This window comes from Methylobacterium sp. WL116 (assembly GCF_008039455.1).
Lineage (GTDB): Bacteria > Pseudomonadota > Alphaproteobacteria > Rhizobiales > Beijerinckiaceae > Methylobacterium.
Window position 1 is genome coordinate 1 of record NZ_VRUV01000003.1, and the last position, 17,034, is coordinate 17,034.

The 17,034-nt window shown below is 66.8% G+C and carries 12 protein-coding genes; 3 read left to right on the forward strand and 9 right to left on the reverse strand.

Annotation, left to right across the window (positions count from 1 at the left end):
• Window positions 1-826, reverse strand: an 826-nt coding sequence (locus FV223_RS00925) for a peptidoglycan-binding domain-containing protein (protein ID WP_246689558.1), incomplete at its 3' end; no start/stop codon positions are given.
• 514 nt (window positions 827-1,340) lie between these two features.
• Here FV223_RS00925 and FV223_RS00935 point away from each other — a divergent pair.
• Window positions 1,341-2,426, forward strand: coding sequence for a two pore domain potassium channel family protein (locus FV223_RS00935; RefSeq protein ID WP_147724833.1), 1,086 nt, complete (start codon window positions 1,341-1,343; stop codon window positions 2,424-2,426).
• An 80-nt stretch (window positions 2,427-2,506) separates the two neighbouring features.
• Window positions 2,507-3,376 carry a Crp/Fnr family transcriptional regulator gene (locus tag FV223_RS00940; protein WP_147724835.1) on the forward strand — a complete coding sequence of 290 codons (870 nt, stop codon included), beginning with the start codon at window positions 2,507-2,509 and terminating at the stop codon, window positions 3,374-3,376.
• Here the strand turns inward: FV223_RS00940 and FV223_RS00945 are convergent.
• The 5 genes from FV223_RS00945 to FV223_RS00970 form a co-directional block, all read right to left on the reverse strand.
• The gene (locus FV223_RS00945; protein WP_147724836.1) at window positions 3,367-5,502 is read right to left on the reverse strand and encodes a PAS domain S-box protein; all 2,136 of its coding nucleotides are present in this window, start codon (window positions 5,500-5,502) and stop codon (window positions 3,367-3,369) included. The genes FV223_RS00940 and FV223_RS00945 overlap by 10 nt on opposite strands.
• A 749-nt stretch (window positions 5,503-6,251) precedes the next feature.
• Entirely contained in the window at window positions 6,252-8,963 is a 2,712-nt protein-coding gene (locus tag FV223_RS00950; RefSeq protein WP_348644775.1) for an excinuclease ABC subunit UvrA, read from the reverse strand.
• 327 nt (window positions 8,964-9,290) lie between these two features.
• Entirely contained in the window at window positions 9,291-9,623 is a 333-nt protein-coding gene (locus FV223_RS00955; protein WP_147724838.1) for a hypothetical protein, read from the reverse strand.
• 359 nt (window positions 9,624-9,982) lie between these two features.
• Window positions 9,983-10,549: a type 1 glutamine amidotransferase domain-containing protein gene (locus tag FV223_RS00960; protein WP_147724840.1), complete on the reverse strand. Its 567-nt coding sequence runs from the start codon at window positions 10,547-10,549 to the stop codon at window positions 9,983-9,985.
• Between the two features lie 462 nt (window positions 10,550-11,011).
• Window positions 11,012-12,166 (reverse strand): glutathione-independent formaldehyde dehydrogenase, encoded by a 1,155-nt coding sequence (locus FV223_RS00970; protein ID WP_147724844.1) that lies wholly within the window; start codon window positions 12,164-12,166, stop codon window positions 11,012-11,014.
• Between the two features lie 450 nt (window positions 12,167-12,616).
• Here FV223_RS00970 and FV223_RS29965 point away from each other — a divergent pair, with 450 nt between their 5' ends.
• The gene (locus FV223_RS29965) at window positions 12,617-12,790 is read left to right on the forward strand and encodes a hypothetical protein (RefSeq protein ID WP_187276002.1); all 174 of its coding nucleotides are present in this window, start codon (window positions 12,617-12,619) and stop codon (window positions 12,788-12,790) included.
• Window positions 12,791-14,723: 1,933 nt separating this feature from the next.
• On the opposite strand, the gene FV223_RS00975 is transcribed toward FV223_RS29965, so the two are convergent.
• The 3 genes from FV223_RS00975 to FV223_RS00985 all read right to left on the reverse strand — a co-directional run bounded on the left by FV223_RS00975 (window position 14,724) and on the right by FV223_RS00985 (window position 16,946).
• A complete protein-coding gene (locus FV223_RS00975) occupies window positions 14,724-15,587 on the reverse strand; it encodes a zincin-like metallopeptidase domain-containing protein (protein WP_147724846.1) in 864 nt (287 codons plus the stop codon).
• A 489-nt stretch (window positions 15,588-16,076) separates the two neighbouring features.
• Window positions 16,077-16,691 (reverse strand): DUF892 family protein, encoded by a 615-nt coding sequence (locus FV223_RS00980; protein ID WP_147724848.1) that lies wholly within the window; start codon window positions 16,689-16,691, stop codon window positions 16,077-16,079.
• A gap of 57 nt (window positions 16,692-16,748) precedes the next feature.
• Window positions 16,749-16,946: a hypothetical protein gene (locus tag FV223_RS00985; protein ID WP_147724849.1), complete on the reverse strand. Its 198-nt coding sequence runs from the start codon at window positions 16,944-16,946 to the stop codon at window positions 16,749-16,751.
• Window positions 16,947-17,034 lie beyond the last annotated feature (88 nt).

Genomic DNA, 17,034 nt, shown 5'->3' on the forward strand with positions numbered 1-17,034 from the left:
TGCCCTGATCCGGGACGTGTCGGTGCGCTTCCGCGCCGCCGGCAACCGCGGCACGGTGGTGGCTCTGCACGTCAGCCTCGATCCGCCCGGCGGCATGCTCGGCCGGATCGCCACCCAGATGCTCGGCCGAGAAGATCGGGTCGGTCAGGCCGAGGGCGGCGATCAGGCCGACTTCGAGCCGTCCCGTCGGCTCCAGCCCCTGCGACTGCTGGTAGCTGCGCGCGGCCTGCACGGTCGCCGGCCCCCATCGGCCGTCCACCTGCCCGGTGTTCCAGCCCTGCTGGTTCAGCGCCTGCTGGATCTGCCTGACGCCGGCCGGGCTGACATGGAGCGGCGTCCCGCGGCTGTCGGCGCGCTCGACCACGATGCGCTGATTGTCGACCTGCTTGGTTCCCTGGTCGCCGGCCTGGCCGCCGCCCTGGCCGTTGCGTCCACCGGCGTTGCCGAGGATGATGTCCTGCTCCAGGCCGAGACCATAGACGAGCGGGATGGTAAGGGACCCGGTCGGCTCCATGTTCTGCGCCTGCTGGAAGCTTCGCGCCGCCGAGGCGGTCTGCGGGTTCCAACGGCCATCCACGGTGCCCGTGCTGTAGCCCTTCTGGGTCAACGCCTGCTGGACCTGCCGCACGCCCGCCGAGCTGACGTAGATCTGCGTGCCCTGACCATCCTGCTGGTCCTGGGCCACGCGCTGGTTGCTGACCGCGGATTGTTGAGCCTGAGCATGGCCGCCCGCCACGGCGGCGAGGACAGTCGTCGTGAGAAAGAGATGCTTCAGCACCATGATGAACCTCCTTTCATGGACGTAGGGACGAACCAGGGCGGCCACGCCCCGTTCCTGCGGACGATCCCCTAGGGAACCTCCGATGCTGGCAGGTTTCTCGGGATGGAGGGGTACGACGGCGGGGCACGCGAGGGCCGTGTCCGAAAGGTCCCTAAGGGAGTGCCCGGATCGTCCTGCGAGGCGAGGCACGTCACACTGCCGGCTGCAGGGGTGGCCCCGCCGCCCTCGACGCGGAGGATCGACGTGAGCGACGGGCATTTCCAAGCCGACACGGATGCCTGCGCACGCGAGGCTCGGGCGGCCATCGAGGGTGTGCTCGAGCGGCGGTGTCCCGAGCTGAAGATCGCCTTCTGGACCGCCGTCGACAGACACTATCGGCGGGACGCCCCGTCCGGCCCTCGGCAGGGGGCACCCGCAAGCCCGAGCCCCGATCTCCGGGCGCCGACGCAGCCGCGATAGGCATCGTCCTAAGGACGTATCCGCGGAACGACGCCGGCAGCCCCCGGTTCGCGATGGGAACGGCGTCCTCGCCACGCAGGGCGGCCCGAAAGGTTCGCGCATGCTCCCCGTCCTCGAAGGCACGGCCGGCGCCGTCGTGATGGGGATCGTCCTCCTCGATGTCTTCCTCACCGTTCTCTACGCCCGCATCGGCACCGGGCTGCTCGCCGAGCGGGCCGCGCATCTCGCGTGGCGCGTCCTGCGCCGCGTCGCGGAGGCGGCCGGCCCGCAACGCGGCATCGTGCTGTCCTTCTGTGGGCCGACCATCCTCGTGCTCTACGTCCTGCTCTGGGCCGGCGGCCTGACCCTCGGTGCGGGCCTCATCATCCACCCTGGGCTCGGCACTGGAGTCCAGGCGAGCAGCGGCCCGACGCCGACCAACCTCGTCGCCGCGCTCTATGCGGGGGGCAGCAGCATCGCGATCGTCGGCGCCAGCGACTTCCGGCCGACGACCGACGCCTATCGCCTCGTCTATCTGGCGAATTCCCTGGTCGGGATGTCGGTGACCTCGCTGGTCCTGACTTACGTCATGCAGGTCTACGGTGCCCTTCGAGAACGCAACGCGCTCGGGCTGCAGCTTCACCTCCTGTCGGGGGAGACGTCCGACGCGGGCGAGATGCTGGCGCGGCTCGGGCCGTGCGGGCAGATCAGCGCCGGCTACAGCCATCTCGTGGCGCTCGGCGGGGCGATGGGCGCCATGAAGGAGGCGCACCACTTCTATCCGGTGCTGTTCTACTTCCGGTTCCGGCAGCCGTACTACTCGGTCTCGGCCCGGGCCCATCTCGTGCTGGACGCGGTATCGTTGATCCGGAGCACGCTCGCGGACGAGAACGCATCTTGGCTGAAGGAGGCTGCGGCGGTCGAGGCGCTGTGGCGGGTCGCCCGGATGCTGGTCGTCACGCTCGAGACAGCCTTTCTTGCAAGCGATCTCCCCGAGGCGATCCCGACAAGCAGCGTCGAGCGTCGACGGTGGCGTGCCGATTGGGAGAGGTCGGCCGCCCGGCTCGCCAGAGGAGGCATCGCGGTCGTTCGGGACGAGACGGCTGCTGACGCCTACCTCGAACTGCGCGCACGATGGTCCCCGCACATCGCGCGGCTCGCCCTTGCGATGGCCTACCGCCCCACGGACATCGCGGCACACGGATAGGAAACGCCCTAAGGGTGTGGCCGGATGTGCCTTCGCCGAGGCAGCGGGAGGGTAGGGCCGGCCGTTCCGAAGGAAGCCCGATGAATATCCTCGCCCAAATCACCTCGTTCGATCCCGTCGTAACTCCGGCGGCTCGTGTGCCGCGGCATTCGCGCGAGGAGGAACATGACAGCGGCCCCTGCACCTTCGCCAGCAGGCTCGCGGGTCTCATCCCCCTCACGCTGCAGGATCTGGCGGCGATCGACGGGCTGATCGGTTATGCCCGGCCGGTGGAACGGCACACGATGCTGCTCGATCAGGGATGCGTCGCTGACCACGCGCTCGTCATCCTCGACGGGTTCGCATGCCGTCACAAGCGGCGCATGTCCGGCCGCCGCCAAATCGTCTCCTTTCTCCTCCCCGGCGATCACTGCGATCGCGGTGCCGTCCACGCCTATCCGCTCGACCACGCCATCGAGACCCTCACCCAATGCCGTGTCGCCAAGATCCCGCGTGCGACGTATCTCGACCTGCTCGGGCAGCATCCCCGGCTGGCACTCGCGCTGCAGCGCGCGAAGCTTGTCGAGGAGGCGATGGCGCGCGAGTGGATCGCCAGTCTCGGCATGCGCTCGAGCATCGAGCGCATGGCGCATCTCCTGTGCGAGTTGATGGAGCGGCTCGGATCGATCGGGCAGGCATCGGACGGCCACTACGACCTGCCGCTGACACAGGTCGATCTCGCGGACGCTCTCGGTCTGTCGAGCGTGCACGTCAACCGTTCGATCCAGTTCCTACGCCGGGATGGACTGATCGCGCTGAACAGGCGTCATCTGCAGATCCTTGCACCCCGACGGCTGTATGAGCTCGCGGAGTTCGAAGCCGCGTACCTTTCGCATTCGCCGCTCGTCACCGGCCGGCCCACCGGTGGCCCGGTCGCTCCATACGAGCCGGGCCATCGAGCTTATTCGTGAGGCTTGTCGGCGGGCTGCACGCCGGCGGCCGATGCGATGAGAACCGCTTCCGGCAAGGTGCGCGCGCCCAACGCCTCCATGACCCGGGCGCGATAGATCTCCACCGTCCGCGGGCTCAAGCCCATGGAGCGGGCGATGGTTTTGTTGGTGCCGCCCGCAAGCAAGCCCTCGAGCACGGCATGCTCTCGTCGCGACAGCGCTGCGATGCGAGCCCGCGCTTCGTCGCGCGCATCCGTGCGTTCCTCCGTGACGCGGATTCCGGCCAGTGCCGTCCTGACCGCGAACGAGAGCGCCTCCGGCACCCAGGGCACTTCGAGAAAATCGACGGCACCCGCCTTCATGACGCGCACCCCCAGGCCGATGTCTCCACCACTCCGGCCGATCGCCACGATGGGCAGGTGCGAACGCGAGGATCTGAGCGCGTTCGCTACGGCCAGATCGTCGACATCCGTCAGGTCGATCACGACGCAGCCCGGCAGGAGAGCGCCCGCTACGCTGAGGAAGGCTTCGCCGTTCGCAAAGGCCCGGACCTCGTATCCATCGGCTTGCAAAGTGCCGACAAGGTCGTGTCGCGTGTGGTCCTTGGGTGCAATCACGTAGACGCGCGAACCGACGTCGGCCGTGATGTCCTGGGCGATGCCGCCTGCAAACCGTATGTGCCCGTCGATGTTCGGTATGGGGAAGAAGGTATCACGGATGCGTCGGACGGCGTGGTCCGATGCGCGCACGATGCGGTACTTCAGGACCGTCATCTCCCCACCGCCGGCCCGCTCCAATCCCCGTGCTGCTCCGTCGCGATCCTCGGGATGAACGCTGGCGAGCCAGCTCGCGACATCCTTCATGCTCTCGATGGGCATGCCCCAGACTTGCGAGAAAGCCGGGCTGAGGTAGTCGAGCTGTCCGCTTTCGAGATCGGCGAGCCAGAGCACGTTCGTCGAGTGCTCGGCGAAGCGCCGGAACCGTTCCTCGCTGATCCGCAGATCGGTCTCTGCGCGCTTCTCCCGATCGACGTCCTGCACCACGACGATGGCGCCGTTGATCGCGTCATCGACATCGTTGAACGGCGCTGCGCTGACACGCGTCCAGCACTCCCGACCATCCGGGGCCGTGTAGATGAAATCGATTCCGGGAACGACGGTCTCACCGCGCAGGGCTCGGCTCCCCGGATACTCCACCGGCGTCATCCGTCGTCCATCCGGTGCGTAGGCCCGCCAACGCTCGCTCGATTTGGGATCCGCGGAGGGTATCCATTCGAGCGTGTAGCGCCCGAGTGCGCGGTTCGCCAACATGATGCTGCCGTCCTGCTTCACGAGGCCGACCCCGATCGGCAGTTGCGCCAGCGTCGCCGAAAGCCGGTGCTCGCTTTCCAGGAGTGCCGCCTCGGCACGCATCTGATCCGTGATGTCGACGACCGTACCAATGAACGACACCGGCCGACCGTGCTCGAACCCGGTCCGGCCATGCGTCGAGACCCAGCGCTCGACGCCGTCGCGGATGCCGATGACGCGATACTTGATGTGGTAGACACCGTCGCCGGTCGGGTCCGTGCAGCGCGCCACCGCCGCCTCGACGTTCAGGCGATCGTCCGGGTGGATGGCGGAGAGCCAGATCTCCTCATCGACAGGCGCATCCGGCGGCAGTCCCCACACCGCCTTGAGGCGCGCATCCCAATCGAGCGCACCGGTTCGTGGATCCCAGGAGTAGGGCGAGAGCTCGACGAGGTCGATGGCGGACTGAAGCCGTGTTTCGCTGGCGCGCAGGCGCGCTTCGGTCAGCTTCCGGGCGGAGATATCCAGGCCGGTCACCGCCGCACCGATGAAGATCCCGCGCTCGTCGTAGAGCGCGAAGGCACGGCATTGAATCGTCGTTCCGACGTCGTCGCTCAAAGGGCGAGACCGAACCTCCCCCTCCCAATCTCCGTCCCGCGCCAGCATCGGCAGCGCGACGTCTCGGATCACGGCTTGGTCGAGCGGATGGAACAGGTCGGGAATCGCGATGTTCGAAACGTCGCTGTCGGGTCGAAGGCCGACCATCTCGCGAGCGGCCTCGTTGAGAAAGGTCAGCTTCAGGTCCGTGTCGGCGATGCCGATGAACATGCGCGACTGCCGGACGAGCGCGGCGAACAAAGTATCGAGCCTCGGTGCCCCCCCCGGACGGTCCAGGTATCCATCAGCACCCGTCGGGTGCGCAGTCGGCTCGTTGGTTGCTCTATTTAGCTTCTGCTGGGCCACCCTCGCGTCAGCCTTTTCGAGGCCGGCGGGCCAAAGGGCGAGGGACTTTCCGCAATCCCCGAAAGCCACGCCGGGCAGCTCTCCATCTGAGGGGTTTCTAGGGTATATTCATCCTCCAGTAAAGAAAAAACACAACTCAATCTTGAGTGCGAATTCCTTGCGCGCAACTTAAATGCACTCCCGAGTGATCGAAGGCTACGAATCTAACTTATGTCATTTAGGATAGAATGTTTCGATATTTGTCTCTGTCCTCGCGTAACCTCTGATCGCCTTCTCGCCTTTGCGCCGATCCCGTTCATCCCTTTCCACCGGCGCAGCAGCCGTGGCGGATCGGGCTTGTCGGCTCTGGCGCCAGGAACCGGGGGCTGTCATCGAGCGAGGGTTCGCAGCTTTCGGAATGCGCGCTCGTCTGGGTTCCTGCGCCGTACCTGCGAGGCAAGCGTGGGTCCGAAACGTCGCAATGGGAAATGCGGGCGCACCAACCGTCCGCCGCCCGATGCCGGTGCTGCGTCCTTTCGTGGCGCTTCAGGCCAGCGTGCGGGCTCGATTGACGTCAGATCGATCGACCACGATCCGTGGCTTCGAGACCGCCGGTCGGCTGAGGACTGGAAGCGACGACCGGAGTGCAGGTGCATCGGGCATGCTCACTGCACGTCAAGCTCGCGCTGGAGATAAGGCCCGGTTCGACTCGCCTCGTTCGCTGCCACAACCTCGGGCGGCCCGCTCGCCACGATCATGCCGCCGTCGGCGCCCGCGCCAGGTCCCAGATCGATCACCCAATCCGCCTGCGCGACCACGCGCATGTCGTGCTCGACCACCACGACGGTGTTGCCCCCGTCGACGAGCGCGTTCAGCTGACCCAGCAGGCGGTCTACGTCGGTCGGGTGCAGGCCGGTCGTCGGCTCGTCGAGCACATAGAGCGTGGCGCCGCGCTGGCCGCGCTGAAGTTCGGTGGCCAGTTTGATGCGCTGGGCTTCGCCGCCCGAAAGCTCTGTCGCCGGCTGGCCGAGCCGCAGGTAGCCCAGACCGATGTCGTCCAGCACCGTCAGGGACCGGAGGACCGGCGCTTCCTCTGCGAAGACCTCGCATGCCCGGGCCACGGTCAGCCCCAGCACGTCGGCGATGGAGAGGCCATGCCACCGCACCTCGAGGGTCTTGGGTGCGTACCGCGCCCCATGACATGTCGGGCACGGCGCGTAGACGCTCGGCATGAACATGAGCTCCACGCTGACGAAGCCTTCGCCCTCGCAGGTGGGACATCGGCCCTTGGCGACGTTGAAGGAGAAGCGCCCCGCGTCATAGCGACGGCGGCGCGCCTCGGGCGTCGCCGCGAATAGCCGGCGCACATGATCGAACAGGCCGGTATAGGTGGCGAGGTTCGAGCGCGGCGTGCGGCCGATCGGCCGTTGGTCGACTTTGACGAGCCGGTGAACCGCCTCCATCCCCGTCGCGACGCGCCCGTTCGTCCGGGCCGGCATGTCCTCGATCGGCGACGCGTCCGCGTCTTCGGCCGTCATCGCCTGCTCAAGCCGCTCGCCGACCAGTTCGATCAGTGCTTGACTGACCAGACTCGACTTTCCCGAGCCCGAGAGGCCGGTCACGGCGGTGAAGCAGCCGAGCGGGAAGGCGGCGTCGAGATCATGCACGGTATTGCGCGTCACGCCCTCGAGGCGCAGCCAGGCCGAGGCGGCCCTCCGCGGCCGAGCGAGGGGCGTGTGGCCGCCGAACAAGTGCAGCCTCGTTCGCGACGCCTTCACGGAGGCCAGGCCGGCCGGCGGACCGCTATAGAGAATCTCGCCGCCATGCTCGCCCGCTTCGGGACCGACGTCCACCAGCCAGTCGGCGCGCCGCATCGTCTCCAGGTCGTGCTCGACGACGAACAGCGAGTTGCCCGCGGCTTTGAGGTCGTCCAGTGCCTCGACCAATGCCGCTCCGTCCGCGGGGTGGAGGCCGGCCGACGGCTCGTCGAGCACGTAGACGACCCCGAAGAGCTGCGAGCGCAACTGAGTGGCGAGGCGCAGCCGCTGCAGCTCGCCCGACGACAGTGTCGTGGTGATGCGGTCCAGCGACAGGTAGCCGAGCCCGAGCCGGGTCAGCACGCCAATTCGGTCGAGGAAGTCGGCGATGAGACGTTGCGCGGCCAGACGCTTCTCGATCGACAGGTTCGGCGTGCCTCGCACGTCCGGCGCACCGGCATGCGCCGAGCCGCCTGCCGCCACCCGCTCCGCTGCCGCCGCTCGGACGGTGGAGCGTCCCAGCCTATGGCCGGTGCAGCCAGCCTCCTCGGGGATCGTCCCAATGGAGAGGGGGTAGAGAACATCGGCGAGCCGTGTGATCGGCATCGCCGCGAGGACACCGATGTCGTGCCCCGCCACTGTGACGGACAAGGCCTCGCGCTTGAGGCGCTTCCCCTCACAGGTCAGGCACGCCTCGCTGACCAGGTACTGCGCCGCTCTTCGGCGCATGAGCGCGCTTTGGGAGTTGGCGAAGGTGTGCAGGACGTGTCGTCGAGCGCCGGTGAAGGTGCCTTGATAGTCCGGCTCCCGCTTGCGCTTCAGGGCCTGCCGCGTCTCCTCCGGGCTCAGGCCAGCGTAGACGGGCACCGTCGGATGGTCGTCGGTGAACAGGATCCAGTCACGGTCCGCGCGAGGCAGGTCGCGCCAGGGCACGTCGACGTCGTAACCCAGCGTCACCAGGATATCCCTCAGGTTCTGGCCGCCCCAGGCCTGGGGCCAGGCCGCGACCGCTCGCTCGCGGATCGTCAGCGAGGGGTCCGGCACCATCGTCGCCTCGGTGGCATCGTAGAGGCGGCCGAGCCCATGGCAGCGCGGGCAGGCGCCTTGCGGGGTGTTGGGCGAGAAGTCCTCGGCGTAGAGCATCGGCTGGCCGGGCGGGTAGCTGCCCGCGCGCGAGTAGAGCATGCGCACGAGGCTCGACAGCGTGGTCACGCTGCCGACCGAGGATCGCGAGTTCGGCGTGCCCCGCTGCTGCTGGAGCGCGACGGCGGGCGGCAGGCCCTCGATGGCGTCCACGTCCGGTACGCCGACTTGGTCGATCAGTCGCCGGGCGTAGGGAGCGACCGATTCGAAGTAGCGTCGCTGGGCCTCGGCGTAGATCGTGCCGAAGGCCAACGACGACTTGCCGGACCCCGACACCCCGGTGAACACCACCAGCGCGTCGCGTGGGATGTCGACGTCGACGTCCTTGAGGTTGTGCTCGCGTGCGCCGCGGACGGAGACGAACGGGGATGGACTTTGCGGTGCCCCGCGAGATGTCGGGGCCGCCGATGCGTCGGGCGCAGGATCCGACGTTTTCGACGAAGAGCCCAGACTTCGCGCGATGGCGTCCGTCGGCACAGTGATTCTCCTCGCGGTTCCAGGGCCGCCGTCCCTGAGACAGGCCTGAAGTCTGGGGTCGGACAACGCGTCAGGCGGATATGGGGGCTCTCACGGAGGATCCGAACCAGCTCGGCCCCTGCCGCGCCTCAGGGGCGTCCTGGTCCTGATGGACTCGCACGCTTCCGGGCCGGAACCGACTCCCTCGATGCAGGGCTCCTGCGGAGCAGCCGGCGCGTTACTGAACCTTCAAAGCTCTCACGGGGATCGTGCGCCCGCGGCCTTCGATACCCGATCGATGGGGGAGCGGCTTGTCTCTCCTGCGGGTTTCCATAGCCTCATCCTCGCTCAGTGGATCGCCGACCTCCCCGTCCATCCCAGAAGGAAAGGGTTTCCGAGCGCGCTTTCGATCAGCTGATCGCGGTCTCGCATGCCCCGTCGGGCGGCGTCCACAATCGCCAGGGCGAGTCGACGCCGCGTATCGGCCGCGACATGGTTTCTCGTGCCATCACCGTCCGTGGCAAGCATCACGGTCCAAGCCTGATCGAAGGCCTCGCTCATGGCCTGCACCATGTCAGGGGTGAAGACCGCCGGGCCGAGGGGTATCTGTCCGCTCTCAGGACCGCTCGCGGCCCGAAGGTTTCGCTTTGTCGAAGGCTCCCGGCCTGAGGTGGTGCGCATGAGTTCCTCCGCGATCACGGATTCAGAAGGATACGTTCGGTGCGGCCATCGCAATCCGGTCGCGTCCCTGGAGCTTTCACGAACGACCTCCGCCAGGATGTCGCGACAATGCGCGTCGGGCCTGGCGTTGGTCCGAAGCCGCGGCGTCCGTCTGCGGCAGCGGCGAGCTCAGAGTGGGACTGGTCCACGCCGTTAACTCGCGGCATCGCGTCGGCAGTCTCCCCGGGGCAGCGCGATGGTCTTTGTGTCCGGCAGCCCGGCCAGCGCGACAGTCCCTGCTCTCGCACGCGCCTCGGCCCACTTCAGCCGCCGGCCATGCGGGAGCGCCGAAGCGAGTCGCTGAAGGTTCTCGTCTCCGCTCACGCGGCTCGTGCGTTCCCGCGTGCGCTCGCGAACAGCTCGATCACCGCGCGGTTGAACGCCGGGATGTCGTCGGGTTTCCGGCTGGTGACCAGGTTGCCGTTCACCACGACCTGCTCATCCACCCAGTCCGCGCCTGCGTTCCTGAGATCGGTTCGGAGCGAGGGCCAGGAGGTCAGGCGCCGCCCGCGCGCAGCACCCGCCTCGATGATGGTCCATGGGCCGTGACAGATCGAGGCCACGGGCTTGCCCCCGTCGAAGAAGGCTTTCGCGAACGCGACTGCTGCGGGGATCGCCCGGAGCGTGTCGGGGTTGATGACGCCGCCCGGCAGCAGCAGCGCGTCGTAATCGTCGGGCCGGGCGCCGTTCAGGGACATTCCGACCGGGAACTCGTCGCCCCACTCCGTGAACTTCCAGGCCTTCACCTGGCCGTCCTTGGGCGAGACGATCTGGGTCTCGGCACCGGCTTGGTCGAGCGCCCGGCGCGGCTCGGTCATCTCGACCTGCTCGAAGCCGTCCGTGATCAGGATCGCGACCTTCAGGCCATCGAGTGTGTCAGAAGCCATGTTCGTACCTCCGTCGGATCGGGTTTGCGCGCGATGGGTGCAGCCTCGTGCGGGAGCGACTACCGGCTCCGCCGGATCGACCCATGCGCCGTGAAGACCCGTCCGCCCGTGGCCAGGGCGGCCGGCATTGGCATGCGGCGGACGCAACAGCCGCAGCCGACCGGATGGGCAGCCGACGCCCGGCGCGGGGAAGCCGCGTCCGGCTCGGTGGCCGCGTAGGGGACCCGGCCACCCGGGCTGCTGCTGGCGATGGCCGGTGCGCTGAGGAATGCCCGTGTCGTCCCGGTGCCGCATTCCGGGCACGGGCATGCGTCCAGGAACTGCGCCATGGGCCGCATCGCGGTGAACGGCCCGCACATCTCGCATGCGTATTCGTAGATCGGCATGGCGTCCTCACGCTCGAGCCCGTCCGGCGAGACGGCGGATAAGCCGGGCGAGCCGCTGCCCGCCCGGCCCGGCGGATCACGCGGCCGGCTTGAGGACCACCTTGGTCCAGCCGTCGTCGCGAGCGTCGAAGTGCTGATAGGCGTTCGGTGCCTCACCCAGCGGCAGCTCATGCGAGATGATGAAGGACGGCTTCGCGCGACCGGTCGAGATCAGGTCGCGCAGTTGCCGGTTATAGGCTTTCACGTTGCATTGGCCGGTCCCGATCGTCTGTCCTTTGAACCAGAACAGGCCATGGTCGAAAACGATCTCGCCCTGCTTGTAGAGCGGGTCCTGAGGGGCCGGATCCTGGGGCACAAAGACACCGACCACGCCGATGCCGCCGGTGAACTTCACCGACCTCACGAGGTCGTTCATCGTCATGTTGGGGTGCTCGTGGCCCTCTGGGTCGTGCGCTTGATAGCCGACGCACTCGCAGCCCCGGTCGGCGCCGATGCCGTTCGTCAACTGAAGGACCTGGTCGACCGCAGAGCCCTTGGAATCGTCGATGGGCAGAGCGCCGATCGAGCCTGCGAGGCGCAGGCGGTCGGGATGGCGATCGACGACCATGACCATGCAGGCGCCCTTGATCATCGCCGCGTGGGCCGCCATGAGGCCGACCGGCCCGGCCCCGTAGATGACGATCGACTCGCCCGGACGGAGTCCGGCGAGCTCGGTGGCATGCCAGCCGGTCGGGAAGATGTCGGCCAGCATCACGTAATCGTTCTGCCGCTCCTCGGCGTCCGGCGGCAGCTTCAGGCAATTGTAGTCGCCGTAGGGAACGCGCAGGAGGTCGGCTTGCCCGCCGCGATAGGGGCCCATGTCGGCGAAGCCGTACGCAGCGCCGGCCATGTTCGGTACGACGCTTCGATCCGCCGTGGTCAGGCAAAACGCGCTCAAGCCGCGTTCGCAGTTCTTGCAGAAGCCGCAGCCGATGTTGAACGGGATGGCGACCCAGTCCCCGACCTTCAACCGATCGACGGCGCCCCCCACCTCGGCCACCTGACCGAGGTTCTCGTGCCCGAACACGCCGCCGCGTGGAAAGTCAGTCCGGCCCTCATACATGTGCAGATCGGAGCCGCAGATGTTGGTGCTCGTGATCCGCACCAGCACGTCGGTCGGCCGCTCGACCTGCGCGTCAGGAACGTTCTGCACGGCAACATCGCGCGGGCCATTATAAACGACTGCTCGCATCGCGATCTCCTGACCTGAGTCTTTCGGCACGGGAGGAACAGTAGCTGCTGCCGGCCACCGGACTATCCGGTTGATGCCTACGGTGTTCTCCCTAGCGCGGCATGAGCCTCGTTCTGGGAGGCGCACCGTTGAACACAGTCGCCGCCGCTCCCGACGACGCGTGCGTCCCCGGCACAATCACCCGGTCGGCGCTGCCGCTGGCCACCGCTGGAGTCGGGTGGCAAAGGCGGTAGCAATCAGCCTCGGCCTACTTTCAGATCACTCACGATCCGAGAGGCCGCGGCATCTGATCGCCGGGCTGAACGAAAGACCTCTCCCCGGCTTACCTCTGCGTCGGTCCGAGGATCGACCGTCCACGCCCCCATGCTCAGGTTCTCCCCCGTTTCTGGGCGGGCGTGGACGACAGGATCAGTGATCGCGACAGGCGATCGGCCTCCGAGGAGGTGCGCAATGACCTCGAAGACAGTCGCGATCGCCTGCGGTGCCGGCTGCGCCTTGATCGGTCCGGCGGTGGCCAGAGCCTTCACCGACGATCCGACGGATCAGCTCACGCTATCCCTGATCATCGCAGGATCCGTGGTGGTAACGGTCCTGGTGTGCGGGCTTCGATCCTGGGACAATTGATCCGCCGCCTCGGCCTCGTGGCCAAGCGGCAATCTCGCGGAAGCAACTTCCCGATCAGCCCGATCAGCCCGACGGTCCGTCTCGGGCTCGATCGTCGGCGCGCGCCTTTGTACCGAACCCCCTGCTATTTCATCGGCGAGCGCGGACGTCATTGTCATGCGGCGCCTTGAAGTGCTGGGTCTGTAGTTCCTGGCGAGTGCACGGACCCGGGAAGAGATTTTACCGAGTGCAGGATCACTGTTGCTAGGCATGCCGAGATGAAGGAATGCTCAGTTGCTTCATCGACAGATCCTCCCGAAGCCTGAGTTGCTCCACCCGCGCCGACACCTTCGACCTTGTGGCCGATCTCGGTCTGATGCGCCTCCAAGCGCCGCGGTTCGTGAGGATCTGATGCTCGGCAGCACGCGGCGCGATTGCCCAACGTGGCTCGATCACTGTCGACATTTATCGTTTTCTTTGAGCATGGGTCGATCGCATCATCGTGCTGCCATGCTTCTACGGGATGACGCCGCGTCTCGACGTGTGGAACGGCCAGAAGGCGTGACCCCGTCGTACCCTGCGCAGCGGGTCTCCTCAACCGCATCAGCGCGCCCAGCGGGACCGCAACTCCACAACCACCTGCTGCGGGACCGCGGCGTCCTGAATGACCAAGGGGTTCTTGAGCGGCGTGAGCAAGCCGGCGAGATGGTCCGCCCAGTCGGCCCTCAGCCGGCGCGGTTTTCAAGCTAGGGCTTACGATCGTAGGCACGCTCGGTCGCGTCGTCGACCAGATGACCCAAGGCCTCCCCGGCCGACTCCACCTGGGGACGTGGCTGAGCCGGCCCAAGTCCGAAAGGCCGCGCGAAGGCCCTGGGTGGTCACGTGCACCCCCATGTGCTCGCGGCAAGGTTCGACCGGGCCGCACCGCGAGGTACAGGTTCGCCCGTTCACCGTGCAGGCCGCGGGGCAGGGTCGTGACCTGCTTGCCGGTGGGTGTGTGGATCGCGGGCAAGGTCCAGCCCGGGCATCAGTGTGCCCAAGCGGATGCCCCAAGCACGACGCGTGTCCTTGGCGGTCCTTACCGACCCCCAAATGACCACGTCGGCTGGACACACGAAGCGACCTCAACGGGTTCGACAACCCGGAGGACCACACACCACCGATCTGCGCAGGTAAATGGCGGAGACGGAGGGAGTGTCCCCGCAGCGCTGTTAAGCAAGCAAAAACAATGACTTAATGGACGCCTACAATGCCCTTTGTGTACCACCCTCGTGGACCCCCGTCTAGGGTTGTGACCGAGGTGATCCAAATCGGGCGGAGCGAAGGTTGGCGACGGCTGCGTTAAGAGCACGGCCCCACTGCCGGGACAGTTCGATCGACACTCGCCTAGTGATGGATGGTATCCGCCACCCAAGGCATTTCCACCTCTGCGTCCCCGATCCTCGGCCACAGGTGCAGCTAGCGCTTGAGCCTCCGCGCGCGCATCCTCAGCGTAATATCAACTGGCGATCAGGCTCACTAATTGCCAGTTGAACCAGCGACTGCGGGCCGGCGGTGGTCCGCCGGACGCGCTGATCCCGGCCAACGGTCGAGATCAGCGCCGCTTGGTATTATAGGTCAATTGATCTCGCGGCCTCAGCGGCGAACAGGGCCAGTGCCGCGGGCGACGTCGGCGAGCGCAATCGGAGGTAGGCCATTCGAACGACTATCGTGGCTTCCAGGCGATCGATACTGATGAGCGCTCACTCGCGGGCAGCCGCCAGCGCCTCGAACTACGCGAAGAGTTGCGGGGTCGGATCTGGGAGTAGGGCGTCCCTCGCCGCGGGAATGGTGCTCGCAGGCTAAGACGACGCTAGGGCGTGCAGCGGCAGGAGCCGCCGCCGCGTCGGGCAACGCACGTTTCGACCGTCTTCATTATTGGAATACGGGATGTCACCATCGGGGTGATCGTCGGTTATGCCACGATCTCGGAACCAATTACTTGCTGCGAGAAGGCCTCGAGGAATTGCGTGGCCCTGGAGGCGAGCGAGGCGGCGGTGATGAGCGCCCGGGGATCGTCGCGGACGAGTGGCAGCCAGCCGGCCATGTAGGCCGCGTGGTTGATATGCGGCTCGGGAGCGAGGCCTAGACCGGCAAGGATGAAGGCGGCGCCGAGTTCGGCGACCAGCTCTTCAGCGGCGTAGGCACGAGTAGCAAAGCGGGTGTTGAGCCGCCTGTCGAGGCGATGCGGAGCCCCAGTCCAATGGATGAGTTCATGAGCGAGGGTCGCACAGAAGCCCTCTGCCGAATGGAATAGCACCCGATCCGGCATCCGGACCTCGTCGCGGATGGGGAGGTAGGCAGCGGATGCTCCCCGGCGGACGTGAGCACCGGTTGCCTTGACAAAACGGTCGAACACCGGGATCGGGTCGATTGGCGTCAGGGGCCTTTCTGGAAACTCGGGTGCGCCTTCAACCTGCTCGGCGTTGAACACGCTTGAGGCGCGAGCGACAAAGCGACGGTCTGCGTTTTCGCCTTCCTCGGAGGCACCGGGCAGATCCCGGTAGAAAAGCACGGCGGTGCCGCGCTCGCCCTTGCGAACCTGGGCCCCGAGTTCGGACCACTGGCGGTACGTCGCCCAGCGGGCATCGACGAAACCGGCGGATTGACCGCCGCCCCACAGTGCGACGATGTTGATGCCGCGGTAGGTCCGGCCGGTCAGCGCGTTACAAGGTAGGCCACCGCGGGCACGGTGCCAGGGGCAGACCCAGATACCTGGGTCTGCGGCTTCGATCTGACGAAGGATGACGTCGGTAATGCGCGAGTAGGGATCGACCATGAGCCTGCCTGAGATGAAGCCGCGGTGCGGCGGACAGGCAAAGCTTCACGCATGGAAGAGGGATCTTGCTGGCGGTGTCCCTGGTCGGTTGTTGGGAATGGCCGGAAAGGTGGCGACCGTACCTCGATCCTTCATCCATAAGCGGACGTTCTGCCTCCGACCCAACCCAGCCGCCCGGACCGCCATCGGCATTTCTCCAAAGCAGCCGTTCGTCAGGCCTCCGGCAACTTCGGCTCGGGGTGGCGAACGGAAGTTGATCGGCGGCCATAAAGCGGACGTTCGACCTTGCGCGGCTAGGGGTGAACCCGGTCGGCAGCAGGTGCGTGTCACCGATCAAGGCGACGGCCAGGGCCGCGAGGGTGGCCGCGATGCTTAGACCCACCGTCACGGTCGAGGCCAGGCACTGGAGGGGACGGCGACGCGCACGCTGGGGCGGACCTTGGTTGCCGGCAGGCCCGCCGTGGGAGCCGGGCCTCGTCCACCCGTCCTTCAGCGTCGCTTGGATCGCCCCGCTTTCACGAGCGCGGCCGCGGCCAAGACACCGCCAAGCGCCAACCCGACCGTGAGGCCGGGGTGCATGGCCGCCGTGGTCGCGAGCGCAGTCTCGCCCGGGTAGCGTGACGAAGTGCGGCGTGACAGCAGGTGATCGTAAAGCTGCGTGAAGGCGCGATCGATCGCGCGGGTCTCGACGAGCGTGCGATCCAAGAGCTTGACGGCTTTGGCATGTCCGAGCGCGTGTGCGGCCCTCCGCAGCGTGCCATACCGGGCGATGTAGAAATGCGCCGCGACTTGACCGTACTCGATGTTGATGAGGTCGCGGTCGGCGGCATCCCCATGCTTGGCTATTTCCGCTTCGTTGAGATCGCAGATGCCCTGCATGGCGGGATCGTTTCTGGGGTCGGGCCTGACGCCGATCGAGTCGAAAACCTCGTCCAACCGCTCTAGCTGAACGATGTTCTGTTTCGATCCGGCCTCCAGCATCTGTTTCAGCTTCGGCAGCGTCGCCGTCTTGTTGTTGCGCGTCGCCTGCGCCGCCCCCTGCTGATGCGCTCCGTGGAGAAGGTCTAACCCTTCCTCGAAAAGTCGCCGGTTCCCTAACATCATTCCTCACCTCGTGTTCGCCGTCTTGAACTCAGAGTCTGTCTGGCAACTCTGGCCGCCCTAGTCGTTCGGTTGATGCGATCGACTGCGGTATCCAACGCAGTAAGCGCCCGGGTCGGCCTCAAGATCCGTCTCGGCCTTCTGCAGGCGGCAGGTATCTACGGGCGCCGACTGGAACTGGGGCGCCGACACAATGCTGCGCTCTAGGTTGGCTTTGAAGCGCTGCTTCATTTCCGCGGCGATGAAAGAGCGGACCATGGACCGGATCCCGAGCGGATGCGGCAAGCTCGGCCGATATGCTTGACGATCCGGGGATGACCGCAGGCTCTGGGGTGCAAGAAGCCCT